This window comes from Kitasatospora sp. NPDC087314, from assembly GCF_044744365.1.
Taxonomy (GTDB): Bacteria; Actinomycetota; Actinomycetes; order Streptomycetales; family Streptomycetaceae; genus Kitasatospora.
Map to the genome: position 1 here is coordinate 264,353 of NZ_JBIUYE010000004.1, position 24,838 is coordinate 289,190.

At 74.5% G+C, this 24,838-nt stretch carries 19 protein-coding genes and 1 pseudogene; 12 read left to right on the forward strand and 8 right to left on the reverse strand.

Going from position 1 to position 24,838, the window contains the following annotated elements:
* Positions 1–25: 25 nt before the first annotated feature.
* Positions 26–1,036 (reverse strand): DUF1648 domain-containing protein, encoded by a 1,011-nt coding sequence (locus ACIO5E_RS10510; RefSeq protein ID WP_400665772.1) that lies wholly within the window; start codon positions 1,034–1,036, stop codon positions 26–28.
* A gap of 14 nt (positions 1,037–1,050) precedes the next feature.
* Positions 1,051–1,398, reverse strand: a complete 348-nt coding sequence (locus ACIO5E_RS10515) for a GntR family transcriptional regulator (RefSeq protein WP_400665774.1) — start codon at positions 1,396–1,398, stop codon at positions 1,051–1,053.
* A gap of 138 nt (positions 1,399–1,536) precedes the next feature.
* On the opposite strand from ACIO5E_RS10515, the gene ACIO5E_RS10520 reads away from it, so the two are divergent.
* The gene (locus ACIO5E_RS10520) at positions 1,537–3,930 is read left to right on the forward strand and encodes a DUF4118 domain-containing protein (RefSeq protein WP_400665776.1); all 2,394 of its coding nucleotides are present in this window, start codon (positions 1,537–1,539) and stop codon (positions 3,928–3,930) included.
* On the opposite strand, the gene ACIO5E_RS10525 is transcribed toward ACIO5E_RS10520, so the two are convergent.
* Together ACIO5E_RS10525 and ACIO5E_RS10530 are read right to left on the reverse strand one after the other, a co-directional pair.
* Complete coding sequence (locus ACIO5E_RS10525; RefSeq protein WP_400665778.1) at positions 3,917–4,657, reverse strand: SDR family NAD(P)-dependent oxidoreductase; 741 nt, start codon at positions 4,655–4,657, stop codon at positions 3,917–3,919. The two genes, ACIO5E_RS10520 and ACIO5E_RS10525, sit on opposite strands and share 14 nt — an antisense overlap.
* A 32-nt stretch (positions 4,658–4,689) precedes the next feature.
* The gene (locus ACIO5E_RS10530; protein WP_400665780.1) at positions 4,690–5,742 is read right to left on the reverse strand and encodes an ATP-binding cassette domain-containing protein; all 1,053 of its coding nucleotides are present in this window, start codon (positions 5,740–5,742) and stop codon (positions 4,690–4,692) included.
* Positions 5,743–6,113: 371 nt separating this feature from the next.
* Here ACIO5E_RS10530 and ACIO5E_RS10535 point away from each other — a divergent pair, with 371 nt between their 5' ends.
* From ACIO5E_RS10535 to ACIO5E_RS10570, 8 genes are all read left to right on the forward strand, one after another.
* Positions 6,114–6,557: a pyridoxamine 5'-phosphate oxidase family protein gene (locus ACIO5E_RS10535; protein WP_400665782.1), complete on the forward strand. Its 444-nt coding sequence runs from the start codon at positions 6,114–6,116 to the stop codon at positions 6,555–6,557.
* A gap of 44 nt (positions 6,558–6,601) precedes the next feature.
* A complete protein-coding gene (locus ACIO5E_RS10540) occupies positions 6,602–9,688 on the forward strand; it encodes an amino acid adenylation domain-containing protein (RefSeq protein WP_400665784.1) in 3,087 nt (1,028 codons plus the stop codon).
* Positions 9,685–10,923 (forward strand): cytochrome P450, encoded by a 1,239-nt coding sequence (locus tag ACIO5E_RS10545; RefSeq protein ID WP_400665786.1) that lies wholly within the window; start codon positions 9,685–9,687, stop codon positions 10,921–10,923. The genes ACIO5E_RS10540 and ACIO5E_RS10545 overlap by 4 nt, the downstream gene beginning before the upstream one ends.
* 57 nt (positions 10,924–10,980) lie before the next feature.
* The gene (locus tag ACIO5E_RS10550) at positions 10,981–12,270 is read left to right on the forward strand and encodes a cytochrome P450 (protein ID WP_400665788.1); all 1,290 of its coding nucleotides are present in this window, start codon (positions 10,981–10,983) and stop codon (positions 12,268–12,270) included.
* 220 nt (positions 12,271–12,490) lie between these two features.
* The gene (locus ACIO5E_RS10555; RefSeq protein ID WP_400665790.1) at positions 12,491–13,045 is read left to right on the forward strand and encodes a universal stress protein; all 555 of its coding nucleotides are present in this window, start codon (positions 12,491–12,493) and stop codon (positions 13,043–13,045) included.
* Between the two features lie 6 nt (positions 13,046–13,051).
* Positions 13,052–13,468 (forward strand): hypothetical protein, encoded by a 417-nt coding sequence (locus ACIO5E_RS10560; protein WP_400665791.1) that lies wholly within the window; start codon positions 13,052–13,054, stop codon positions 13,466–13,468.
* Positions 13,469–13,802: 334 nt separating this feature from the next.
* The gene (locus ACIO5E_RS10565; RefSeq protein WP_400665793.1) at positions 13,803–15,362 is read left to right on the forward strand and encodes an APC family permease; all 1,560 of its coding nucleotides are present in this window, start codon (positions 13,803–13,805) and stop codon (positions 15,360–15,362) included.
* Between the two features lie 118 nt (positions 15,363–15,480).
* Complete coding sequence (locus ACIO5E_RS10570; RefSeq protein ID WP_400665795.1) at positions 15,481–16,578, forward strand: Clp protease N-terminal domain-containing protein; 1,098 nt, start codon at positions 15,481–15,483, stop codon at positions 16,576–16,578.
* Here the strand turns inward: ACIO5E_RS10570 and ACIO5E_RS10575 are convergent.
* The 3 genes from ACIO5E_RS10575 to ACIO5E_RS10585 form a co-directional block, all read right to left on the reverse strand.
* Positions 16,575–16,730: a hypothetical protein gene (locus tag ACIO5E_RS10575; protein ID WP_400665797.1), complete on the reverse strand. Its 156-nt coding sequence runs from the start codon at positions 16,728–16,730 to the stop codon at positions 16,575–16,577. The genes ACIO5E_RS10570 and ACIO5E_RS10575 overlap by 4 nt on opposite strands.
* A gap of 411 nt (positions 16,731–17,141) precedes the next feature.
* Entirely contained in the window at positions 17,142–17,849 is a 708-nt protein-coding gene (locus ACIO5E_RS10580; RefSeq protein ID WP_400665799.1) for a response regulator, read from the reverse strand.
* A gap of 20 nt (positions 17,850–17,869) precedes the next feature.
* Positions 17,870–19,174, reverse strand: coding sequence for a sensor histidine kinase (locus ACIO5E_RS10585; RefSeq protein ID WP_400665801.1), 1,305 nt, complete (start codon positions 19,172–19,174; stop codon positions 17,870–17,872).
* A gap of 356 nt (positions 19,175–19,530) precedes the next feature.
* On the opposite strand from ACIO5E_RS10585, the gene ACIO5E_RS10590 reads away from it, so the two are divergent.
* Positions 19,531–21,723, forward strand: coding sequence for an MMPL family transporter (locus tag ACIO5E_RS10590; protein WP_400665803.1), 2,193 nt, complete (start codon positions 19,531–19,533; stop codon positions 21,721–21,723).
* Positions 21,724–21,990: 267 nt separating this feature from the next.
* A pseudogene (locus ACIO5E_RS10595) lies at positions 21,991–23,038 on the forward strand (IS701 family transposase).
* A gap of 98 nt (positions 23,039–23,136) precedes the next feature.
* Here ACIO5E_RS10595 and ACIO5E_RS10600 read toward each other — a convergent pair.
* Entirely contained in the window at positions 23,137–23,553 is a 417-nt protein-coding gene (locus tag ACIO5E_RS10600) for a DUF3592 domain-containing protein (RefSeq protein ID WP_400665805.1), read from the reverse strand.
* Between the two features lie 133 nt (positions 23,554–23,686).
* Between ACIO5E_RS10600 and ACIO5E_RS10605 the strand changes: the two genes are divergently transcribed.
* Entirely contained in the window at positions 23,687–24,673 is a 987-nt protein-coding gene (locus ACIO5E_RS10605) for a right-handed parallel beta-helix repeat-containing protein (RefSeq protein ID WP_400665807.1), read from the forward strand.
* The last annotated feature ends 165 nt before the right edge of the window (positions 24,674–24,838 follow it).

Consider the following 24,838-nt stretch of genomic DNA (forward strand, 5'->3'; position numbering starts at 1 on the left):
ATGGGCGGCGGGGCCGGAAGGGGAGTCAACCGGTGGGGCTGGCGGCCCTGGAGATGAGGGAGTCGAGCAGCGCCGCGCCGCGCTCGGCGTCGTCGACGCTGACGGCGAACTCGCCGCCGCGCCGGGTGCGGACCACCAGGCAGGCCCCTCGGCGCAGCATCACCGTGGTGCCGAGGCCGTTGACACGGTAGCCCCAGCCGCCGGCCTGGGCGGGGGTGCGGGTCTCGGCGCGGGCCGATTCGAGGTCGGCGGGGGACCAGCGCCGGCTGGGCCGACCGAAGGGGCCGAAGCCGACGGACAGGCCCCGGTCGGTCACCCGGGCCTGCACCGAGGAGCAGGCGAGCACGAGGACGGAGGTGGAGGCGAACGGCACGATCAGCGACCAGTTGAGCGCGATCAGCCCGCTGGCCGGGGCCAGCACGCCGCCCACCGCGCCCAGCCCGAGGACGGCGGCGGCCAGCTGCATCCAGGGGTTGACGGCCCGGGAGAGCCAGACCAGCTGCTCGCCCGGGGCGGCCGCCGGCACCGTCGCCCCCGTCGCCGGGGGTGCCCCGGCCGGGGAGGCGTGGTGCGGGCGGGTGGCCAGCCAGGTCAGCAGACCGGCCAGGCCCGCAGCCGCGATGACGAGGACCACCTCGACGCCCATCGGCGCGGCGTCCTGCCAGCGGGTGCGGTCCAGGTTGGCGTGCACGATGGAGGTCTGCGCCCCGGTCAGGAGCACGCCGCCGGTGGCCAGTGTCACCCCGGTGGCGCCGCGCGAGTGGGCGGGCCAGAACCGGAAGGCGGCGGCGGTGGCCAGCACCAGCACCAGCCAGGTGGCCGCCGGGAACAGCGCGGCGGCCGTGAGCGACATGGCACCGTCCGGGTTCCGCCCGCTCCAGTGGGTGGCGAGCCGGTCCGGCAGCCGGGAGCGGGCGGCCCACGGCAGCGCGATCAGCAGTCCCAGCACGCCGACCGACCAGGCCGCCGCACCCCAGACCGCGCCGCGCTGCGGCCCGTTCCCCCGACGCGTGCTCTCCCGACGCCCGTTCGCCACGGGCCCCTCGTCCGTCACGACATCCCCCTGATCATGTCCACGAGATCGTTCGCGCTGTAGCCGGCCCGGGCCGCATCGGCGACCAACTGCCGCATCCGCTCGGTGAGTTCGGAGCGGGTGTCGGCCTCCGCCGCGACGGTGATGCCGCGGCCCCGGCGGAACTCCAGCACGCCCTCGTCCCGCAGCGTGCGCAGCCCGCGCAGGATGGTGTTGGTGTTCACCCCGAGCGCCCGGGAGAGTTCCCGGGCCGGGGGCAGTCTGTCCCCGGGCGCGCACTCGCCCTCGGCGACGGCTCGCCGGATCGCACCCGCGACCTGCTCGTGCAGGGGGCGGGCGTCGCCGGTGTCCAGCTTCAGCAACATGGTGCTACTGACGATAGCACCATCCGGATCATCCGGCGTCGGCGTGCAGGCGGGACCTGGTCGCCGGACCCCGGCCGTCCCCTCGCGCACCCCGGCGCCCGGGCGGAGCATGGACACCGAGGAGGTGGCGGCGCGGCGGTGAGCGGACGACTGCGGGTGTTCCTGGGGGCGGCGCCGGGGGTCGGCAAGACGTACGCCATGCTCGCCGAGGGCCGCCGGCTGCGCGACGAGGAGGGCCTGGACGTCATCGTCGGACTGGTCGAGACCTACGGCCGCCGGGGCACCGAGCAGCAACTCGGCGACCTGCCCGTCCTGCCCCGCCGGACGGTCGGCCACCGCGGCGCCACCTTCACCGAACTCGACGTCCACGCCCTGCTCGCCCGCCGCCCCCAACTCGCGCTCGTCGACGAACTCGCCCACACCAACGCCCCCGGCAGCAGCCACGACAAACGCTGGCAGGACGTCCGCGAACTCCTCGACGCCGACATCGACGTGGCCACCACCGTCAACATCCAGCACCTGGAGAGCCTCAACGACGTCGTCGAACAGATCACCGGCGTCGCCCAGCGCGAGCGGATCCCCGACGAGGTGGTCCGCGCCGCCGACCGGATCGAACTCGTCGACCTCAGCCCGCAGGCCCTGCGCACCCGGATGGCCCAGGGCGCCGTCTACCCGCCCGACCGGATCGACGTCGCCCTCGACCACTACTTCCGGGCCGGAAACCTCGGCGCCCTGCGCGAACTCGCCCTGCTCTGGCTGGCCGACCGGGTCGAGGAGGAACTCGCCGACTACCGCGCCCGGCACGGCATCCGGGCGCCCTGGGAGACCAAGGAACGCATCGTCGTCGCCCTCAACGGGGCCCCGCAGGGCGAGCACCTGATCCGCCGCGGCGCCCGCACCGCCACCCGGGTGCACGGCGATCTGATCGGCGTGCACGTCCGGCTCGACGACGGCACCGCCGTCCGCGAGCCGTCCGCGCTCGCCGGGCAGCGCGCGCTGTTGCACGAACTCCACGGCGGCTACGTCGAGGTGAGCGGCGGCGACGCCGCCCGCGCCCTGGTGGACTTCGCCCACGCCGAGAGCGCCACCCAGATCCTGCTCGGCCCGACCAGCCGCAGCCGCCTGCGCGAACTGGTGTCCGGCTCGGTGATCAACCGCGTCATCCGGCTGGCCGGACCGATCGACGTCCGGGTCGTGCCCCCGCCCGGACCCGGCCTGCTGGCCGTCCCGCCCGCGCCCCGGCGCCGGCGCCCGGCCGCCGTCTCGGCACGCCGCCGACGCCTCGCCTGGCTGGCCGGACCGGCCGGGACGGCAGCCCTGGCCTGGGCGCTCTCCCCGTTGCGCGACGCGCTCGCACTGCCCGGCGCCCTGCTCTGCCTGCTGCTCGCCGTCGCCGCCACCGCCCGGCTCGGCGGCCTGCTGCCCGCCGCCGGCAGCACCGCCGCCGCGCTGCTCGCCGCCGACTACTTCTTCACCCGGCCCTGGCACAGCCTCGCCGTCGCCCGCGGCGCCGACCTCGCGGCACTGCTGCTCTTCCTCGCCGTCGCCGGGATCATCGCCCACCTCATCGACGGCCTCGCCCGCCGGTCCCAGCAGGCCGACCGGGCCCGCGCGGAGGCGGCTGTGCTGGCCCGGCTGGCCGGCGACACGGTCGACGGCGGGGCCCGGGCCCTGCCCGACCTGGTCGCCGACCTGCGCCAGGTGTTCGGCCTGGAGGGCGCCGTCGTCCTGGTCCGCTCCGGTCCGCTCTGGCGCCCGGTCGCCGCCTCCGGCGCCGCCCTCCCGCAGCGCCCCGACGAGGCCTCACTCGCCGTCGACCTCGGCGCGGACACCGTCCTGGCGCTGCGCGGACCGGCGCTCACCGAGGAGGACGCCCGGCTGCTGGGCCCCTACGTCACCCAGCTGCGGCTGGCCCGGGAGCGCGAGCGGCTGGCCGTCCAGGCCGCGGCGGCCGAGACCCTCGCCCACGCCGACGCCCTGCACACCGCGCTGCTGGAGGCCGCCGGGCAGGACCTGCGCGCGCCGCTCACGGCGCTGCGTCGCGAGGCCGCCGCCCTGCCGGGACCGCCGGGGCGGCGGATCGCCGCCGAGGCGCGGCGGATGGAACGCCTGGTCGCCGACCTGCTGGACCTCATCCGGCTGCGGGCCGGCGAGAAGCCGGTGCTGCTGCGCCCCACCGCCCTCGCCCCGGTGCTCGCCGCCGCCCTCGCCGCCCTGCCCGGCGAGCAGGGCGGCGTGCGGCTCACCCTCGCGGACGACCTGCCGCCCGTGCTCGCCGACGCGGGCCTGCTGGAACGCGCCCTCGCGGACGTCCTCACGGCGGCCGCCCGGCCCGCCCTGGTCGACGCGGGAGCGGTGGCCGGGCGGGTCCACCTCCGGGTGACGGCTCCCGGCCCGGCCGTCGAGGGCACCGGCCTCGTCGTGGCACGCGGCTTCGTCGAGGCGATGAACGGCGAACTGACCGTCGAACCCGCCCCCGGCGGCGGCACCGCCTACACCCTCGACCTCGCCGAGCCGGTCAGACCTGGTTGAGGCCGCCGTCGACGAAGAGTTCGGCTCCGGTGGTGAAGGAGCTCTGGTCCGAGGCGAGGAAGAGGGCCGCGGCGGCGACCTCGTCGGGGCGTCCGATCCGGCCCAGCGGAACCCTGGCGATGAGCTCGTCCAGCAGCGGCGTCTCCTCCGCGCTCAGACTGCGGATGGCGGGAGTCTCGATCGGGCCGGGGCTGATGGCGTTGACCCGGATGCCGCGGCCCGCGAGCTCGGCGGCCCACGTGCGGACGAGGTTGCGGTCGGCGGCCTTGGTGGCGCTGTAGACACTCATCGCCTGGACGCCCGTCGACGCGTTGGTGGAGGCGAGCACGATCACCGAGGCGCCGTCCGGCAACAGGGGCAGCGCCTTCTGGACGGTGAAGACCGCCCCCTTGACGTTGATGCCGAAGGTCCTGTCGTAGTGCTCCTCGGTGATCTTCCCGAGCCGGGCGAGCTCGCCGACGCCGGCGTTGGCCACCACGACGTCCAGCCGTCCGCTGCGTGCCTCGATCGCCGCGAAGAGCCGGTCGAGGTCATCGAGATTCGACACATCGCCCTGGACGCCGATGGCCCGTTCGCCGATGGCTTCCACGGCCTCGTCCAGCTCGGCCTTGCGCCGGCCGGTGAGGTAGACGGTGGCACCTTCGTCGGCGAACCGACGGACGACGGCGAGACCGATCCCGGCCGAGCCCCCGGTCACCAGGGCGATCTTCCCATCCAGCTGTCCCATGGTTTCCACTCCCTTGCCCATCACTGGAGTTGCTACTTCTGCTGGGAGCTCCGAAGTCCCCGCCGAGAATTCCCACGGGCGTTCCGTGTCCACCGGCGCCGCCCGGCCTCGGAAGCCGTCCGAGGCGGCTTCCCCGGCTCGTTCTCCTCGGCCGCGTGGCCGGTGAGGAAGAGGAAGACGTCGTCGAGGGTGGGCCTGCGCAGGCCGATGTCGTCGATGAGGACGCCCAGCCCGTCCAGCTCGCGGATGACGTCGGCGAGCACCCGGGCGCCCCCGCCCACCGGCACGAGGATTCGTCGGGTGTGCTGCTCCACGCTGAGCGGGCCCCCACCGTACGGGGTGAGCGCCGCGACGGCCGTACCGATCTGCTCGCGGTCGTGGACCACCACCTCCACCCGCTCGCCGCCGGTCCTGGTCTTGAGGTCGTCGGCGGATCCGCGTGCGATCACCCGGCCGTGGTCGACCACGACGATGTCGTGCGCCAGCCGGTCGGCCTCCTCCAGGTACTGGGTGGTGAGCAGCAGGGTGGTGCCCTCCGCCGCCAGCATCTCGATGACCTCCCACAGCGCCAGCCGGTTGCGCGGGTCCAGACCGGTGGTGGGTTCATCGAGGAACATCACCGGGGGCCGCACCACCAGCGCGGCCGCCAGGTCGAGCCGGCGGCGCATGCCACCGGAGTAGGTCCTGGCCAGCCGGTCGGCCGCCTCGGCGAGGTCGAACCACTCCAGCAGCTCCCGGGCTCGCGCCTTGGCGTCCCGGGCCCGCATCTGGTAGAGCTCGCCGACCATCTGGAGGTTCTCCCGGCCGGTGAGGTACTCGTCGACCGCCGCGTACTGGCCGCAGAGGCCCAGCAGGCTGCGGACCCGGCCGGGGTGCTTGAGCACGTCCACCCCCGCCACGTGGGCGCTGCCCGCGTCGGGCCGCAGCAGGGTGGTGAGCACCCGTACCGTGGTGCTCTTGCCGGCGCCGTTGGGGCCGAGCAGGCCCAGCACCGTCCCCTCCGGCACGTCCAGGTCGACCCCGTCCAGGGCCCGTACGTCGCCGAAGTCCTTCACCAGGCCCTCGGCCCGGATGGCCGCCCTCATGTGCCCCTCCTTCTCCTGGAACCAGCCGGGAACCACCTGACGGCCGACACTGGCAGGATCCCCCCGGAGCGCCCGACGTGCTCTTCGGCGGGGGAGCGGAGGCACCGCGTGCCCGGCCGCCGGGATGCGAGCCACCCGGGGGTGGTGGAAATGTGGAAGAGAGAGCCCGGTCCGGCCCGGCCCCTGCCCCGGCCGCGCCAGCGGGTTCCCGAAGGCCGGGTGCACCGGATGAGCAGGACCGAGGACTCGCACAGACCCGCGGCGGTCACACGCCGGCCGCCCGGAGACCCCCCGTCGGCTCACCTTCCGTGGCGCGAATCGATACCGGGTGCGTCCCCTGCCGAATCGAGGCGGTAGCAGTGGATCTCAGGATGTCGGTCGAAGCCCGGGAGGCGTTCCTCGCCAGCCCGCACGTGGGAATCCTGGGGGTGGACGACGCGCGCGACGGCGGCGGACCGCTGCTCGTCCCGCTCTGGTACTCCTACCGGCCCGGCGGGCTGGTGACGATCCAGACGGGGCGGAAGACGTTGAAGGCCCGGCTCATCCGCAGCGCGGGCCGGTTCAGCCTCTGCGCGCAGGTCGAGTCGGCGCCCTACCGCTACGTCAGCGTGGAGGGGCCGGTGGTGGCCGTCGAGGACCCGCTGCCGCCGGCCGAACGCGAGGAGCTGGCCCGCCGGTACCTGGACGCGGACACGGCGGCGGCGTACCTGGACGCCAACCGGCGGCAGCTGGCCGACGACGTCCTCATCCGCATGAGGCCCGAGAGATGGCGGACCGCCGACTTCGCCGCCTTCGCCAAGGAGTTCGAACCGTAGCTTCCCGCGCGCGGCCCGTGTGCGGCAGAGAGCGTGACGTCCCGATGAACACCCGAACAACGACGCATCAGGCGACGGCCGAGCACGCCGCGGCGGTGCCGTATCCACGCGATCGCTGCCTTCACGAGCTGTTCGACGCCCGGGCGGCGCACCGCCCGCGGGCCATCGCCTCCGTACAGCACGGCCGCGGCGTCAGCTACGGCGAACTCAAGCTCCGCTCCGACGCGGTGGCGGCCCGGCTGTACGACTCCGGCGTGCGGTACGGGGACACGGTCGGGGTGTGCGGGGCCCGCTCTCCGGAGGCGCTGGTCGCGTTCCTGGGCATCCTCAAGACCGGTGCGGCCTACGTCCCGCTCGACGACGCCGCACCGCCCGCGCGTCTGCAGGCGATGGCCGAGGACGCGGGGGTGCACACCGTCGTCACGCTGCCCGGCAGCTCCCGCCGCATCCGGCGCGTGCGTTCCCGCATCGAGCTGGGTGGCCTGGCCCCGACCGCCCCGACCGCGGTACCGCAGGCCCGGGCGCTCCCCGCGGACTGCGCCTACGTGATGTTCACGTCCGGCTCGACCGGCCGCCCCAAACCCGTGGCGATCCCGCACCGCGGAATCGTCCGGCTGGCCGCCTCCGACCTGGTCCGGCAGCGGCCGCGGCCCGGTGAGCGGGTGCTGCACGCCTACGGCCTCTCCTCGGACGCCTCCACGATCGAGATCTGGCCCGCGCTGCTCGCCGGCGCCTGCATCGTGATCGCCGACCAGGAGGAACTGCTGTCGCCGACCGCCCTGGAATCGCTGCTGCTCTCCGAGCGGGTCAGCATCGCCTACCTGACCACCGGGGTGTTCCACCACATCGCGCGCACCAGGCCCTCGGCGCTGCGGTCCCTGCGGTTCGCCTCGGCCGGAGGCGAGGCGATGGACGCGGAACTGGCCCGCGCGATCCTGGCGGCCTGCCCGGACACCACCGTGGTCAACTTCTACGGCCCGACCGAGAACAGCGTGGTATCCACCGCACACGCGCTGCACGACCTGCCTCCCGAGACGACGGCCGTGCCGATCGGCCTCCCCCTGGAGAACTCCACCTGTCACGTGCTGTGCCCGGACGGCACGCTCGCCGACACCGGCGAGGAGGGCGAGCTCCTCGTCGGCGGGGACGGGCTCGCACTGGGGTACCTCGGCGACCCCGGGCTGACCGCCGAGCGCTTCGTCGACGACCTCGTCGAGCCCGGTACGCGCCTCTACCGCACCGGTGACCGCGTGGTCCGGCGCCCGGACGGCGTACTGGAGTACCGGGCCCGGGTGGACCGGCAGATCAAACTGCGCGGGCACCGCATCGAGCCGGACGAGGTGGAGGCGCGGCTGCGCGCGGACGACGCGGTGGGCGAGGCCGTCGTCGAACGGGAGGGCGACGCCCTGATCGGGTACGTGACCCCGGCCCGCCCCGGCCGGGCACTGCCCCTGGACCGCATCCGCAGCGGTCTCGCCACCTGGCTGCCCGCGGCCGCGGTGCCCGCGCGGCTGGTGGAACTCGCGCGGTTCCCGGTGACGGCCGGGGGCAAGGTCGACCGCGACCGGCTGCGCGGGCTGACGGCGACCGAGAAGGCTGCCGTCCCGGCGGCGGTGAACGGCACCGCGTTCGGCCCGCAGGACACGGTGGCCCGGATCTGGCAGGTGGTGCTGGGTGTGCACCCGGCGCCGGGCGACAGCTTCTTCGACATCGGCGGTGACTCCCTGCTCGCAGCCGAGGCCGTCACCCGTGCGCTGACCGCCTTCGGCCTCGACGCCCGGCACGGCCGCACCCTCGTCCACAGCCTGCTGCGCTCCCCGACACTGGAGGACTTCACCGCCGCCGTCGCCGCCGTCCAGGGCCGGCACGGCAGGGTGAACGCCGACGCGGGCCCGGTGGACTTCCGCGCCGAGGCACGGCTGGGCTTCACCCTCCCGCCGACGCGCGGGCCGGAGCCGGACTGGCACCACCCGGCGGAGGTGCTGCTCACCGGCGCCTCCGGCTTCGTCGGCGCCTTCCTCCTGGCCGCGCTGCTGCGCCGCACCGACGCCCGGGTGTGCTGCCCGGTGCGGAGCCGGGCCCCCGCCCACGCCCGGCAGAAGGTGATGCGCAACCTCGCCCGCTTCGGCCTCGCCACCCCCGAAGCCGCCGACCGCATCGTGTGCCTCCCCGCCGACCTCGCCGAGCCCGGCCTCGGACTGGAGCCGGGCTGCGCCGACGAACTCGCCGACACCGTCGACCTGGTGATCCACTCGGCCGCGCAGGTCAACTTCATCTATCCGTACGACGCGCTGCGCCGCACCAATGTGGAAGGCACCAGGGAGCTCATCCGACTGGCGGCCGGGCGCCGGGTGCCGGTGCACTTCCTCTCCACCATCGCGGTGCTCGCCGGCTTCGGAACCGCCGGCGTACGGCACGTCGACGAGGACCTGCCGCTCGACCACGCCGACGGGCTCACCATGGGCTACGCCGAGAGCAAGTGGGTCGCCGAGGAGGTGCTGCGCGACGCCGCGGACCAGGACCAGGGCCTGCCGGTGGCGGTCTACCGTCCGTACGAGATCACCGGCGACCGGCACACCGGCGCCTGCAACACCGACACCGCGATCTGCTCGCTGTTCAAGACCATCAGCGAGACCGGGCTCGCCCCCGACATCCCGCTGCCGCTGGACTTCGTCCCGGTGGACTTCCTCTCCGAGGCTCTGGTGCACATCGCCACCACCCACCGCGCCACCCGCCGGACCTACCACATGACCAACCCCCGCGCCGCGAGCCTGTGCGACATGCTCGACCGGATGGACACGGCCGGCCACCGGATCTCCCGGCTCCCCTACGAGGAGTGGGTGGGCGAGCTCGTCCGCCACGTCGCGCAGCACCCCACGAGCCCCACGGCCCCGTTCGTCTCGCTGTGCGTGGACCGCTGCAAGCAGGCCGACATGTCCGTCAAGGAGATGTACTTCGAGGGCACCTTCCCGACCGTCGGGCGGACCAACGTCGAGCGCGACCTGGCCACCTCGGGCCTGCACTGCCCTCCCGTCGACGCGGAGCTGCTGGACCGCTACCTGGAGTACTTCTACACCACCGGTTACCTCGAACGCCCCGGCCCCGGCCACCCGGAAGGGGCGCCGGCATGAGCGCACAGCCGCCCGGTGCGCGGGGGGCCGGCGCCGAGCCGGACGTCCTGGACTTCCCGCTCCCGCCGCCGGGCACCATGGGGCCGCCCGAGGAGTCCGCGCGGCTGCGCGAGACCTGCCCCCTGGCCAGGGTCAGGCTGCCGATGGACGCGACCGCCTGGTACGCCACCCGGCACGAGGACGTCCGGATGCTCTTCGCGGACCCCCGGCTGATCAGGCCGACCATCAACGACTGGCCGCCGCGTCCCGGGCAACCCGCGGACGACGGTCCGCGCCTGGTCACGATCGCCGAACTCGACGGCCCCCGGCACGCGGCCCTGCGCCGGGCGCTGGCCGAGCCGTTCAGCTCCCGGGCCGTGCGCGACCACCTGCCGCGCATCCGCGGGCTGGCCGGGCGACTGCTGCGGGCGTTCGAGGAGAACGGCTCGCCCGGCGACCTGGTCGCCGGCTTCACCGACCCCTTCCCCCTGCTCGTGCTCTGCGACCTGGTGGGCATCCCCTTCGAGGACCGGGACCGGTTCCTCCCGGTGCTGGACGCGGCCCTCGGCGGCATGGTGACCTCGCCGGAGGGGCGCCGGGTCACCGACCTGCTGCGCGAGTACGTCGCCGGACTGATCGCCCGGAAGCGGGACCGGCCCGGCGACGACGTCCTGACCCGGCTGGTCCGCCGGTGCGACGACGGCGAGCTGACCCACGACGACGTGATGGCCTTCGGGTTGTCCATGCTCACCGTCGGCTTCGGCATCAGCAGCTTCTTCCTGGCCGACACCGTGCACACCCTGCTCGACCGGCCGGGCCTGTGGGCCCGCCTGCGCGACGACCGGGAGCTGATGCCCGGCGCGGTGGAGGAGTTCCTGCGCTACATGCCGGTGATGAACGGCACCGTGATCCTCCTGGCGACCGAGGACATCGAACTGCACGGGCGGACGATCCGCGAGGGCGACGCCGTCATCCCCGTACCGGCCTCCGCCAACCGCGACGAGCGGGTCTTCGCCGACGCCGACCGGCTCGATCTGGACCGGGCCGGCGCGACCACGGGCCGCGGGGGCCACCTCGCCTTCGGACGGGGAGCCCACAACTGCCTCGGCGCCCACCTGGCCCGCGCCGAACTGGCCGCGGGAGTCGAGGCGTTGCTCGACCACTTCCCGCGGCTGCGCCTCGCCGGAGGACAGGAACCCGCCTGGGACGACGAATCCGTGACCAAGTCGCCGCTGACCCTCCCGGTCAGCTGGTGAGACCCAACCGGCCACCTCGCACGCGATCACCTCGTACGCGACCAGGGAGCACCGTCAGTGAGCAGCCCACCGCCGCAACCCGCCGCCGACCCGCCCGTCATCGACCTGCCCCTCCCGCCGCCGGGCACCATGGGCCCGCCCACGCAGTACGGGTGGCTGCGCCGGGAGTGCCCGCTCGCGGAGGTCCGGCTGCCGATCGGCGCCACCGCCTGGTACGCCACCCGCTACGAGGACGTCCGGGACCTGATCGCGGACCCCCGGCTGATCCGGCCGACCATCAACGACTGGCCGCCCCGACCGGACCGGGCCGCCGACGACGACCGGGGCCTGATCACGATGATGGAACTGAACGGCCCCCGCCACGAGGCCCTGCGTCGCGCGCTGGCCGAGCCGTTCAGCGTCCGTTCCGTCCGGCGCCGGCTGCCGCGACTGCGCCGGTCGGCCGATGAGCTGCTGGACGACTTCACGGCCGCCGGGCAGCCCGGCGACCTGGTCGGCGGCTTCCTGGAGCCCTTCCCGCTGCTGGCCATGTGCGAACTGGTGGGCATCCCCTACGAGGACCGCGAGTACTTCCTGCCCAGGGCGGACGCCGCCCTCGGGGCGATGGTCACCCTGGACGAGGGCCGCGAGGTCACCTCCGAACTGCGCGAGTACATCGCGTCACTGCTCGACCGCAAGCGGCGCGAGCCCGCCGACGACGTCCTCACCGGGCTGGTCCACGCGTGCGGGTCCGGCACCCTGGACGGGGAGAGCGTGGTGAACTTCGGGCTCTCGATGCTGGTCGCCGGCTACCGCACGAGCACCATGTTCCTGGCCGACGCCGTGGTGACCCTGCTGACCGCGCCCGACCGGTACGCCCGGCTCCGCGACGACCGCGGTCTCCTCCCCGGCGCGGTGGAGGAACTCCTGCGGTACATACCGGTCATGAACGGCGTCGTGGTCCTCCAGGCCGTCGAGGACATCGAGTTGCACGACCGCAGGATCCGCGCGGGCGACGCCGTTCTGCCCGTCCTCGCCTCGGCCAACCGCGACGAGCGGGTGTTCGCCGACGCCGACCGGCTCGACCTGTGCCGGGCGGAGAACCCGCACCTCACCTTCGGCCGGGGTGCGCACAACTGCATCGGCGCGCACCTGGCCCGGGCCCAGATGACCGTGGGACTGGAGGCCCTGCTCGACCGCTTCCCGCGACTGCACCGCGCCGACGGACAGGAACCCGCCTGGGACGACGGATCCCCGAGCAAGTCACCGCTCACCCTCCCCGTCAGTTGGCACGTCACCACCGCTGCCGCTCAAGGGGGCGGCGATCCACCGGAACGACCGCGAAGCCGCCGGCCCCCGCCGCCGTGAGGACACCGCCGAGCGTTGCGCTCACCGCCGGGCCGGGAGGAAGGGCCCTCCTGCCGGTCGGTCTTAGACAACCGCTCCGCGGGGAGCGCGCGTATGGAGTGCGTTGGGAAGGCGGCCCCGGGCGTCAGGAAGGCGTCAAGGACGGGCGGCGGGCGGCGGGCGCGGCGGTTGGGTGGAGGGCGACGGAGCAGGCACGCAACGGACGACGCGAGGACGGATCATGCACGGCAACGGACGGCACGAGGGCAGCGGCGGCGGCAGGGTGGTGGTCGGGGTCAGCGGATCGCTGGGCAGCCTCGCCGCCCTGCACCGTGGCGTGGCGGAAGCTCGTCACCGCGGCGCCGAACTCGTACCGGTGCTGGCCTGGGAGCCGCCCGGCGGTGAGTTCGGATACCGCCGGTCGCCGTGCCCGCCGCTGCTCGCCGCGGTGCGCGAGGCGGCCGAGCGGCGGCTGCTGGACGCCCTCGACGCGGCGTTCGGCGGCGCCGACCCGGGCGTGCCGTTGCGCCCGCTGGTGATCCGGGGTGAGACCGGGCCCGCCCTCGTCCAGGCCGCCGACCGGCCGGAGGACCTGCTGGTCCTCGGCCAGAGCGGCGGACTGCTGCGCCGCCGGTTGCGGGGCTCGGTGCCGGCGTACTGCGCGCGGAAGGCGGACTGCCCGGTGCTGACCGTCCCGGTGCCCGAGCTGCTGCACGAGCTGGAGGCCATGAACCGGCGCACCCGGTGGCACCTGCCGGTCGGCGAGATGTCCGAACTCCTCTTCGTGAAGGGCTAGTTCGCGGTGCGGATGTACGCGGCGCGGCCCGGCGGGCGGCGCTACCACCCGGTGCTGGAGCGGCTGTCCGTGCCGACCTCGGGCACGGTGGCCCTGCTGGCCGGTGGCGCCCTGGCGCTGGGCCTCGGCGGGCTCGGCGAACTGCACTCCGGCTGGCTCGCCCACGTCGCCTACCTCGCGCTGTGCGGAATCGTCGGCGGCTTCTCCCGGCCCCGGGCGGCGCCGCTGATCGGACTGGCGGCCTGGCTCTGCTGCAACGCCTTCGCCGAGCACCGGCACGGCGAACTGGGCTGGTCCGGGCCGTGGCCGGAGGGCGGGCACCTCGCGATGTTCGCCGCCACCGCCCTGCTGGTGGCCCTGCCCACCGCCCTGCCGCGCCGGACGGTCCGGGCGGCGCGGCTGCGCCTCGACACTCCCGTCTGAGGCACTGAGACGGCCCGTCACCGGCCTTCGGGTCGGCCGGCGGACCACACCGAACCCCGGGCTCCGGCCGGTACTCCGGAGCCCTCGGCAACCGGTGGAACACAGGTAGGCGGCGCGCGGCGCCGTGGCGGCGGAGCGGTCGCCGTTCGGACAGCGGTCCCGTCGAGCCGGGCGGGCACCGCCGCGACCGCACCACCGCCCCGCGCCGCGCGCCCCGTCCGCCTCCCACCCCGGGCCCCCGCCGCCGCCCGGCCGCCCGCCGCGGTGGGCGTTACGCTGAGACGACCAGATCGGTCCTCGCGGCCCCCGCTGCGCACCCAAGGGGGTGGGACCCGTGTCGGCCTCCCCGACCAGCCCCCCAACCGGCGTTCCGACCGGTTCCGGCGCGGGTGAGAAGGGCCTGAAGAGCGGCGCCCTGGGCCTGCTCTCCTCGGTGTGCATCGGCCTCGCCTCCACCGCCCCCGCCTACAGCCTGGCCGCGACCCTCGGCATCGTCGTGGTCGGCGTCGGCCTCCAGGCGCCGATCGTCACCGTCCTGGCGTTCATCCCGATGCTGCTGATCGCCTACGCCTACAAGGAGCTCAACGCCGCCGACCCGGACTGCGGCACCACCTTCACCTGGGCCGCCCGCGCGTTCGGCCCGCGCACCGGCTGGATGGGCGGCTGGGGCATCGTCGTCGCCGACGTCATCGTGATGGCCAACCTGGCGCAGATCGCCGGGGTGTACGGCTTCCGGCTGGTCGGCCTGGACTCGCTCGCGGCCAGCCGGGTGTGGACGACCACGGCGGGGGTGGTGTGGATCGTCCTGATGACGGCCATCTGCTACGTCGGCATCGAGCTGTCCGCCGCCCTGCAGCGGTGGCTGCTGGCCGTCGAGGTGGTGGTGCTGGTCCTCTTCTCGGTCACCGCGCTCGTCAAGTCGTACGGCTCCGGCGCGCCCGCGACCGCCGTCCCGGTCGACGCCTCCTGGTTCAACCCGTTCAACGTGCCCTCGACATCCGCCTTCACCGCAGGGATGCTCGCTGCGGTCTTCATCTACTGGGGCTGGGACACCGCGGTGTCCGTCAACGAGGAGACCGCCGACTCCGCGCGCACCCCCGGCCGCGCGGCGGTCATCTCCACCGTGCTGTTGCTCTTCATCTACGCCCTGGTCGCCACCTCGGCGCAGTCCTTCGCCGGGGTCGGTGCCGACGGCATCGGGCTCGGCAACCCGCAGCACTCGGGGGACGTGCTGTCCGGCCTCGGCGACGCGGTGTTCGGCACCGCCGGCTTCGGCGCGGTGCTCAGCCGGCTGCTGATCCTGATGGTGCTGACCTCGGCTGCGGCCTCCACCCAGACGACGATCCTGCCCACGGCCCGCACCACCTTCTCGATGGCCAGCCACCGGGCCATCCCCAGCGGCTTCGCCCGGGTGCACCCGCGCCACCGGACCCCGACCTGGTCGACGATCGCCATGGGCCTGGCGTCGATCGGTTTCTACGTGCTGCTCACCGCGATCAGCGGCAACGTGCTGGCCGACTCGATCGCCTCGGTCGGCCTCGGCATCGCCTTCTACTACGGTCTGACCGGCTTCGCCTGCGTCTGGTACTACCGCCGGGTGCTCACCCGCAGTGTCCGGGACTTCGTGGGCAAGGGCGTGCTTCCGCTGGCCGGCGGCCTGATGCTGCTGTACTTCTTCGCCTACGGCGCCTTCGACGTCTACGCCGACCCGGACTACGGCGCCACCTCGATCGACCTGCCGGTGATCGGCCGGGTCGGCGGGGTGACGGTGATCGGCCTGGGCGCGCTGCTGCTCGGAGCGGTGTTGATGCTGGTGCAGCGGGTGCTGCAGGGGTCCTGGTTCCGCCACCCGGACGTCCCGGTGAGCGCCGCCGACCCGGCCTCGGCGCCCTGAGCCGGGCGACGGCCCCGAATCGGCCGGTTCTGACGCCTCCTTGACGCACGGCCACGTGTAAAGGGTGAGTAAAGCAGGCATATAGTTCCGGCAAATGACCGTTGCGGGAGGGGCCGGTATGGAGACGACGCTGGAACCGGACTGGCGCACGCTCGGCGTCCTGGGCGCGGCCCGGGCCGCGCGCGGCGGCGGCGACGGCCGACTGGGGACGGAACACCTGCTGGCCGCCGTCGCCGGGACGAAGGGCCCCGCCGGCGAGGCCCTGGCGGCCGCCGGGGCGACCGCGACCGCCCTGCTCGCCGCGCTGCGTGACCGCCAGGGCGGGATCGGCGCGGCGCGCTGGAGCTCGGACGACGAGGCCGGCGCGAGCGTGCCCGCCCGGGACGCGCTCGGCCCGACCGGGGACCGCGGCCTGCTGCTCAGCGGCGCCGCCGCCCGCGCCCTGACCGGCGCGATGGACCGGGCCCGGCAGGGCGGCGAGCGGAAGTTCACCGCCGAACACCTGCTGCGCGCCCTGCTCGCCGACCGGCACGCCCGGGCCGTCGAACTGCTGTACGCGGCCGGCGCCGCACCCCGGGCGGTCCGCGACCGCCTGGACGCCGACGACCCGGAGGCTCCCGGTACCGCCCCTGACGGCCCCGACGCCCCCGTCGACGGCCTCGACCCGCTGCTGCGCCCCACCCGGGACGCGCTGCTCGGCCGCCGCCCGTACCCGCTCCCGCGCTGGAAGCGGCTGCTGGGGCGGGGCTCCGCCAAGGCGAACATCGCCACCACGCCGATGGCCTGGGTCCGGCTGGAGACCGACGAACAGGCGCAGCGCCTCGGCCGCCGCGCGCCGGGCACCGAGCACGTCCTGCTGGCCGTCCTGGCCGTACACGAAGTCGCCTGCCGGCACCCGCAGTTGGCCGGCGAGGGCGGCGCCGACCCGGCCGAGCGGCACGCGGGCGGGGTGCTGCTGGCCCGACTCGGCCTCGACTACGCCCGGGCCCATGCCGCGCTGACCGCCGGCCAGGTGCGGCTCCCGGCCGACCCGCGCGCCGTGGACGCCTACCTGGACGGCGCCCCCGCCGGACAGGGCACCGGGCCGCTGGTCCGCACCCTGCTGGGGGAGGACACCCGGGCCCGCCGCCTGGCGGACACCCTGTGCACCGACCCCGACGGCCTCCAGCGCGCGCTCGCCGCAGCCCTGCCGGACCGGCCCTCGGGCACGCCCTAGTACTCCAGCAGGACGTCGATCTGCTCAACAGTCGTTTCGAGTTGTGAGTAGGCGAGGTAGTCGGCGATCTCGTCGGGCCGGCTCAGGCTGTGGCGGGCCAGTGCCCACCGCTGGCGGACCTGGGCCTCGCCCTGGTAGTCGAACTCCGCCACGGCGGGCAGCCGGATGGCCGCCCAGTCGTAGATACGCGGTCCCTTTGCGCCGGCACCGCACGAGATCCGCTGCCAGGCGTCGGCCGGGGCCTGGAGAGCAGCTGGTCGATGCGTGGGCAGCCCACGCTGAACTGGGACTTGGGCGCTGCCAGGACCTGGCCGACACCGGACGGTTCCAGCAGTCGGCGGAAGCGTCCTTCCTGTCCGTAGACCGAGCCGGCGGTGACCCGGGCGATGGGCAGCGGGGAGGCGAGTGCGCGTAGGACCAGGGCCTTGGCGAGCTCTGGCCCTTGGTGTGGAACTCCCGCCCGGCGGGGATCTTCGCCGCGCGGCAGCGGTCCCGATCCTCGGTCCAGGACCTGGGCAGGTAGAGCTCGCGGTCGACAAGGGCCCGCAGACAGAAAGCCCCCGCTACCCGCCTCCCGTGCGCGCGGTGACCAGGCCGGACTCGTAGGCCGCGATGACCGCCTGGGCGCGGTCCCGGACGTCGAGCTTGCCGAAGATGCTGGTGATGTAGTTCTTCACCGTCGACAGGCTGATGTCCAGGGCCCGGGCGATCTCGGTGTTGTCGAGGCCGGTGGCCATCAGCCGCCACACCTCGACCTCCCGGGGCGTCAGCCCGCCCGTGTCGGTGACCGGCGGCGGGGCGCCGACCGGGGCCCGGACGTAGGTGGAGATCAGCCGGGTGAGCAGGCGCGGGGCGACCACCGCCTCGCCGGCGTGGACGGTGCGGATCGCCGCGCCCAGTTCCTCCGGCGAGACGTCCTTGGGCAGGAACCCGTGGGCGCCGGCGCGCAGCGCGGCCACCACGTACTCGTCCATGTCGAAGGTGCTGAGGGCGAGGACTCGGCAGGAGGGGAGGGTGCGGGCCAGCTCCCGGGTCGCGCCGACCCCGTCGAGCACGGGCATCCGGATGTCCATCACCACGACGTCGGGGCGCAGCAGGCGGGCGGCGGTGACGGCCTGCTCCCCGTTCTCGGCCTCGCCCACCACCTCGAAGGACGGGTCGGGGGAGAGGATCAGGGACAGGCCGCGCCGCACCAGCGGCTGGTCGTCCGCGATGAGGACCCGGATGTCCGGTGCCACCGCGCCCACCGGGGCGCCGTCGTTCGACCTCACCGGGCCGTCCCCGTCCCCGCTCACCGGGCCGTCGCCGTTCCGTGCTGGACGGCCGCGTCGGCCGTCTCCTCCGGGGCCAGTGGCAGGTCGGCCAGGACGGCGAAGCCGCCCTCCGGACGTGGTCCGGTCCGCAGGGTGCCGCCGTGCAGGGCGACGCGCTCGCGCATGCCGATCAGGCCGTACCCGCTCCGGCCGCCGGCCGGCACCGCCTCCTGCGGTGCGGCGCCGCCCGTGCCCGCCGTGCCCCCGTCGTCGCGCACCTCGACGGTGACCCGGTCCGGGCCGTACGTCAGGGTGACGGTCGCGCGGGCGGGCCCGGCGTGCTTGCGGGCGTTGGTGAGGCCCTCCTGGACGATCCGGAACACGGTCAGGCCGACGGTGGGCGGCAGCGGGCGGCGGGGCCCGTGGACGCCGAAGTCGGTCGGCAGGCCGGCCACCCGGGACTCGTCCACCAGCCGGCCGAGGTCCTCGGCCCCGGGCTGGGGCGAGGGCGGGGCGGTGTCCGGTTCGTCGCCGGCCCGCAGGACGTCCAGGAGCTGGCGCATCTCCCGCAGGGCCAGTCGCCCGGAGGACTCCAGGGTGACCAGGGCGTCCCGGACCACCTCCGGGTGGGCGAGGTTGGCCCGGGCGCCGCCGGCCATCAGCTGCATGGTGGTGATGTGGTGCGCCACGATGTCGTGCAACTCCCGTGCGATGCGGCGGCGTTCGTCGGCCACCGCGCGGTCGGCCAGCAGTTTGCGGTTGGCCGCGACCTCCCGCTGCCAGCGCGCCACGGCGAGGCCGGCGCCGGCCACGAGCAGGGTGGAGCAGGAGGTGCCGGCGAGCGCCTGCCAGGAGGGGACGCGCAGGTGGCTCTGGCTCAGCGTGGTCAGCACCGTCGTCGCCGCCGCGGCGGCCGCCGTCACCGGGGCGGGGCGGGCCCGGGCGACCGAGTACAGGCTGACCATCAGGACGGCGCCGAAGTGGGTGCTCGCCGGTGTGGACAGGTCGATCGCGGCCTCGACGGCCAGGACCACGGCGAGCGCCGGCACCGGGTGGCGGCGCCGGACGAGCAGCGGCAGGGCCGACAGCGCGACGAGGAGCAGGCCCGGCGGGGTCACCCGGCGTACCCCGTCCATCTCGCTGAAGAGCAGGTAGTTGAGCAGGTCGAGCGTGCAGGCGCCGGCGGCCACCAGCGCGTCGGTGTGGGTCCACGGCGTGCCGTCGGTCTCCGGCGGCGCGTCCGCCACCCCGCCGGGCCCCGGGCTCCCGCTCGCCCGGTGTGCCGGGTGCGCCGGGTCCGCCCCGAGTGCCGCGTCCATCGCGGGGCGCTGATGACCGCCCATGTCCGTTCCCCCTCCGTGCCCGGCCCGCGCCGCGCCTCACCGATGAGCCCTGACGAGCCCCGATGAGCCCGATCAGGCCCTGTTTCAGACCCTGAACAGGCTCTGAACAGGCCCGATGACCCCATTCTGGCATCGGCCCGCCCCGCCCCGGCATGGTCCCCACGGCCGATCACGGGGGCCCGGACCAGGACCACGGTCCCGGGTCCGGGCCCGGCCGAGGAGCAGGGGCCCCGGTGCGGATCGTCCGTCGCAGGGACGTCCGCGGCCCACCCCGGGTGATGGTCTGGAACCCGGCCGGGAACCCCCGGAGCCGAGACCGACCTTGCGGACGCTCGCGTCCACCGCCGGAGGAAACCGTGATCCGCGCACTGACCGGATACTCCACCAGGAACCCGTGGAAGGTGATCACCCTCTGGGTGGTGATGGGAATCTCGCTGGCCCTGCTGAGCCCGATGCTGCTCGCCCGCGTCACCCAGTCCCAGACCGGGGACTTCCTGCCCAAGAGCTACGACTCGGCCGCCGCGCTGCGGATCGCCGAGGAGAACTTCGGGATGAAGCCCGACGCCACCACGGTCACGGTGCTAGTCGCCAGGACCGACGGCCAGGCGCTCACCGCCGCCGACCAGCAGCGGGTCGAGGCCGAGGCGGCGAAGCTCGCCCAGCGCCGGGTCGTCATGCCCAGGAAGGACGACGAGCCGGCCTTCCTCGTCCCCGACCGGTCCCAGACCCCCCGGGTCGCCCCGGCCATGGTGGCGCCCGACCGCGGCTTCGAACTGCTCTCCGTCGAACTGACCGGCAACGCCGCGGACGAGGGCGTCCAGGGCGTCTACCGGGCGTTCCGGGACGCCACCCGGGCCCAGTTCGCCGACGCCGGGATGCGCACCGGGTTCACCGGGGGACTGGCCGACGCCGTGGACACCGCCGACTCCCACCGCACCGCCGCGACGGTCGGCAGCGCGCTCGTCATGGGGCTGATCGTCCTGCTCAACGTGCTGGTGTTCCGCAGCGTGGCGGCGGCCCTGCTGCCGCTGCTCGCCGTCGCCATGATCGGCAGCGTGGCCGGCGGAGCCGTGGCCGTCGCCGCGACGCTGACCGGCCTCAAGCTCGACGCCGGCACCCCCGGGCTGGTCTCCGTGGTCCTGCTCGGCATCGGCGTCGACTACCTGCTCTTCCTGCTCTTCCGCTTCCGCGAGCACCTGCGGGCCCGGCCCGAGCAGCCCGCCCGCGAAGCCGCCGCCCAGGTGACCGCCCGGGTGGGCACCGCGATCACCTCGGCCGCGCTGACCATCGTCGCCGCCTTCGCCACCCTCGGCGTGGCCAGCTTCGGCCAGTTCCGCTCGCTCGGCCCGGCCATCGCCGTCGCCGTCCTGGTCATGCTGCTGGGCAGCCTCACCATGATGCCCGCCCTGCTCGCCGCCTGCGGCCGCGGCATGTTCTGGCCCTCCCGCAGCCTGCGCCGCCAGCCGGGCGAGGGCTTCGCCGCCCGCTTCGGCACGCTCGTCGCCCGGCGGCCGCTGCCGATGCTGCTCGCCGCCCTCGCCCTGCTCGGCGCGCTGGCCGCCGGGATGACCGGGATCCGGATGGACTACGGCCTCGGCGGCGCCGGCGACCGGACCCCGGCCGCCGCCACCGCCGCCGAGATCTCCCGCACCCTGCCGGCCGGCGTCTCCGACCCGACGAGCGTCTACGTCGTCACCACGGACGGCACCACCCTCACCCCCGGCCGGCTCGACGGCCTCTCCCACGCCCTCACCCAGGTCGAGGGCGTCGGCAAGACGGGCGGCACCGTCCTCAACGGGGACCGGCGCGCCGCCCGGATCGACCTCTACCTGACCGCAGACCCGCAGAGCCGGCGCGCCCGCGACCTGGCCTCCGGCCCGGTCCGCGCCGCGGTCGCCGCCCACACACCCGCCGGGACCAGCGCCCACGTGGGCGGCACGGCGGCGATCTTCGCCGACATCTCCACCGCCGTCGACCACGACCTGGCGATCGTCTTCCCGGTCGCGGCCGCCCTGATCGCCCTGATCCTGCTGCTGCTCCTGCGCAGCCTGCTCGCCCCGCTGGTCCTGATGCTCTCGGTCGGGCTCGGCTTCGCCGCCACCCTCGGCGCCGCGACCCTGCTGTTCCAGCACGGGCTGGGCGAACCGGGCGTCAGCTTCACCCTCCCGCTGGTGCTGTTCCTGTTCGTCGTGGCGCTGGGCACCGACTACAACATCCTCATCACCGACCGGATCCGCGAGGAGATGCAGCGCCCCGGCCCGCCCCGCGCCGCCGTCGCCCGCGCCGTACGGCACACCACGCCCGCCATCGCCACGGCCGGCCTGGTCCTGGCCGGTTCCTTCGCGACCCTCGCCGCCACCCCGGGCAGTGAACAGGTCGCCTTCGCGCTGACGCTCGGCATCCTGCTCTCCGCCGTCGTCCTGTCCCTGGTCCTGGTGCCCGCCGTCGCCGCCCTGCTCGGCCGCGCCCTCTGGTGGCCGCTCCGCCCGGCCCGTCACCACCACCGGGCCGAGCCGGCCCCGGAGCCGTACCGCGTCCCGGTGCCCTGATCGGCGAGCCGCTGGTACTCCCGCACGACTTCGATGTTTTGCCTGCTCAGAGGCTGCGCGCGGGGTGTGTGGCGGCCTGATGTCCCATCAGGGGCGGTCTTCATGAGACCGCCCCTCGATCGTGTGCAGCCGACGTTGATAGTGACAGCGGCGGGGCAGCCTCTCATCGTGATCAACGAGCCTGCAGCCGAGACCTGGGACAACGAACTCGAAGACCTCTTCCTCCGCATCGGCCACCGCTTCGGCCGTGTGGCGCCACGCCGGCGGATGCGCGACTACGTCCGCGGCCTGCTCGGCCCGGTCGGCCGCAAGAACGGCTGGCAGCTGGCCGAGTACGCCGGCCACACCACCCCCGACGGCCTCCAGCACCTGCTCGCCGGCGCCCGCTGGAACGCGGACGAGATCCGCGACGAGCTCCAGCACTACGTCGCCGAACACCTCGGCGAGAACGACGGAGTCCTGATCATCGACGACACCGGCTTCGCCAAGAAGGGCACCACCTCCGCAGGCGTGCAGCGCCAGTACTCCGGCACCGCCGGACGCACCGAGAACTGCCAGATCGGAGTCTTCGCCGCCTACGCCACCAGCCGCGGACGGGCCCTTGTCGACCGCGAGCTCTACCTGCCCAGGTCCTGGACCGAGGATCGGGACCGCTGTCGCGCGGCGAAGATCCCCGCCGGGCGGGAGTTCCACACCAAGGGCCAGAGCTCGCCAAGGCCCTGGTCCTACGCGCACTCGCCTCCCCGCTGCCCATCGCCCGGGTCACCGCCGGCTCGGTCTACGGACAGGAAGGACGCTTCCGCCGACTGCTGGAACCGTCCGGTGTCGGCTAGGTCCTGGCAGTGCCCAAGTCCCAGTTCAGCGTGGGCTGTCCACGCATCGACTGGCTGTTCTCCCAGGCACCGGCCGGCGCCTGGCAGCGGATCTCGTGCGGTGCCGGCGCAAAGGGGCCGCGTATCTACGACTGGGCGGCCATCCGGCTGCCCGCCGTGGCGGAGGTCCGTCGCTGCACCGGCTGGATGCGGCACATCACCCTGGCCATGCTCGCCCACGCCTTCCTGGCCGCGATGGCGGCGGCATCAAAGGGGGCTGCAGAAACGGTTCCCGCGCCTTGGTGGACCTGACCGTGGCAGAGATCCGGCGGCTCCTGGCGGCTGGCCGCCCCCACGGGCCGTGTCCGCCACGGTGCTCGCCCCGCGCTCACTCCTTGAACTGGTCTACCTGGCGCCGACAACGCCAGGCCATCGCCCGCCGCTGTCACTACCAACGTCGGCTGCACACGATCGAGGGGCGGTCTCATGAAGACCGTCCCTGATGGGACATCAGGCCGCCACACACCCCGCGCGCAGCCTCTGAGCAGGCAAGACATCGAAGTCCTGCTGGAGTACCAGGTGTGCATCTGGCCGGGGAGCCTCAGAGGACGGCGAGTGCCAGGGTGATCGCGGTCAGCACCATCAGCAGCCCGAGCGCCACGAAGGCGTACTCCAGCGGCCTGCGCTCGCGGCCGTCCACCAGGACCTGCCGGGGATCGGCCGGGTCGTAGCGGACCGGCACGTGGCCGCCGTCCGGCAGCGGGTGGCGCGGGGTGGACGGGACGGGGGAGAAGACCTCCACCACCCGGCCGTCCGCGGTCTCGAACTGCAGCAGCGGGCGCGGCGGAAGCGCGCGGTCCTCAGGCGTGGGGACGCGGGCGCGCACCAGCGCCAGGGCCGGGACGCCGACCCGGCGCAGCCGTCGCAGCTCGCGCAGCCCGACGACCCCGGCGAGGTAGGCGACCACGCCGCCCAGCGCACCGAACACCACCACGGCGAACCCGGCCGTACCGCCCACCGCGCCTCCCTGCTCGTGCCGTCCCCGGAATCCCAGTATCGCGGACCGCAGGCGGTCTTGACGCCCGAAATGGTCCAGTCCATTGTGGGGCCCCGGCCTGTTCCTTCCCCCTCACCCCGTAGGAGCATCGTCCGTGACCTCCTTCACCTCCGCCCGCCGTACCCTCGCCGTCGGCGCCGCGCTGACCGCACTCGCCCTCGGCTGCGCGCCCTCCGCCGTCGCCGCCGATCCGACGGCGGCCGCCGTCGTCAAGGTCACCACCACCAAGCAGCTCCAGGCGGCGCTCGCGGCCGCGGTGCCCGGTCAGACCATCCAACTCGCGGACGGCACCTACACCGGCAACTTCAAGGCCACCGCGCCCGGCACCGCCGCCGCCCGGATCACCCTCAGCGGCTCGGCCAAGGCCGTGCTCACCACCTCGACCGGCGGCGGCTACGGCCTCTACCTCAACGGCGCGAGTTACTGGACCGTCCAGGGCCTGACCGTCACCGGCGCCCAGAAGGGCATCATGATGGACGCCGCGAACTACGTGGTGATCGACGGCGTGACGGTCCATCACACCACCATGGAGGGCGTGCACTTCCGCAACTCCAGCGCGCACGGCACGCTGCGCAACTCGCGCATCCACGACACCGGCCTGAACCGGGACGGCATGGGCGAGGGCGTCTACGTCGGCACCGCCAACACCCTCGCCGACCGCAGCGACTACGTGCAGATCATCGGCAACACCTTCGGCCCGAACATCGGCGCCGAGAACGTCGACCTCAAGGAGGGCACCACCGGCGGCCTGGTCTCCGGCAACTCCTTCGACGGCGACGGCCTCACCGGCCGCAACTACGACGACTCCTGGGTCGACGTGAAGGGCAACGGCTACGTCGTCGAGAACAACACCGGCGTGCGCACCACCGACGACGGCTTCCAGACCCACAGCGTCCAACCCGGCTGGGGCTGCGGCACGGTGTTCCGGGGCAACCGCTCCGACCTCACCGGTGCCACCGGGCCGGACCGGTACGCGATCGACGTGACCAACTACGCCGCCGCCTGCCCGGTGACGATCGGCCCGGGCAACACCGTCACCGGGGGGCGGGGTCTGGTCAACCCCGGCATCCCGGTCAGCTGACCCCTCGGGAGTCCGGGCGGCGGGTGGGGGTTCCCCCGCGATCGGGTCGGGCGGCGGCAGCCGTCCGGTCGGCATGCCGGGCGACCGCCCCGGTGGTCCCGACGGGCGGCACCAGGCCTGCGGGCCGCCGGTCGGGCACGGGCGAGGTGTGTCACCCGGACGGGG

Bases quoted from the DNA above. Each gene is read 5' to 3' on its own strand.
- ACIO5E_RS10515 (WP_400665774.1), bottom strand. From the start codon at position 1,398: ATGTTGCTGAAGCTGGACACCGGCGACGCCCGCCCCCTGCACGAGCAG.
- ACIO5E_RS10525 (WP_400665778.1), bottom strand. From the start codon at position 4,657: ATGGGACAGCTGGATGGGAAGATCGCCCTGGTGACCGGGGGCTCGGCC.
- ACIO5E_RS10530 (WP_400665780.1), bottom strand. From the start codon at position 5,742: ATGAGGGCGGCCATCCGGGCCGAGGGCCTGGTGAAGGACTTCGGCGAC.
- ACIO5E_RS10535 (WP_400665782.1), top strand. From the start codon at position 6,114: ATGTCGGTCGAAGCCCGGGAGGCGTTCCTCGCCAGCCCGCACGTGGGA.
- ACIO5E_RS10540 (WP_400665784.1), top strand. From the start codon at position 6,602: ATGAACACCCGAACAACGACGCATCAGGCGACGGCCGAGCACGCCGCG.
- ACIO5E_RS10545 (WP_400665786.1), top strand. From the start codon at position 9,685: ATGAGCGCACAGCCGCCCGGTGCGCGGGGGGCCGGCGCCGAGCCGGAC.
- ACIO5E_RS10555 (WP_400665790.1), top strand. From the start codon at position 12,491: ATGCACGGCAACGGACGGCACGAGGGCAGCGGCGGCGGCAGGGTGGTG.
- ACIO5E_RS10570 (WP_400665795.1), top strand. From the start codon at position 15,481: ATGGAGACGACGCTGGAACCGGACTGGCGCACGCTCGGCGTCCTGGGC.
- ACIO5E_RS10585 (WP_400665801.1), bottom strand. From the start codon at position 19,174: ATGGGCGGTCATCAGCGCCCCGCGATGGACGCGGCACTCGGGGCGGAC.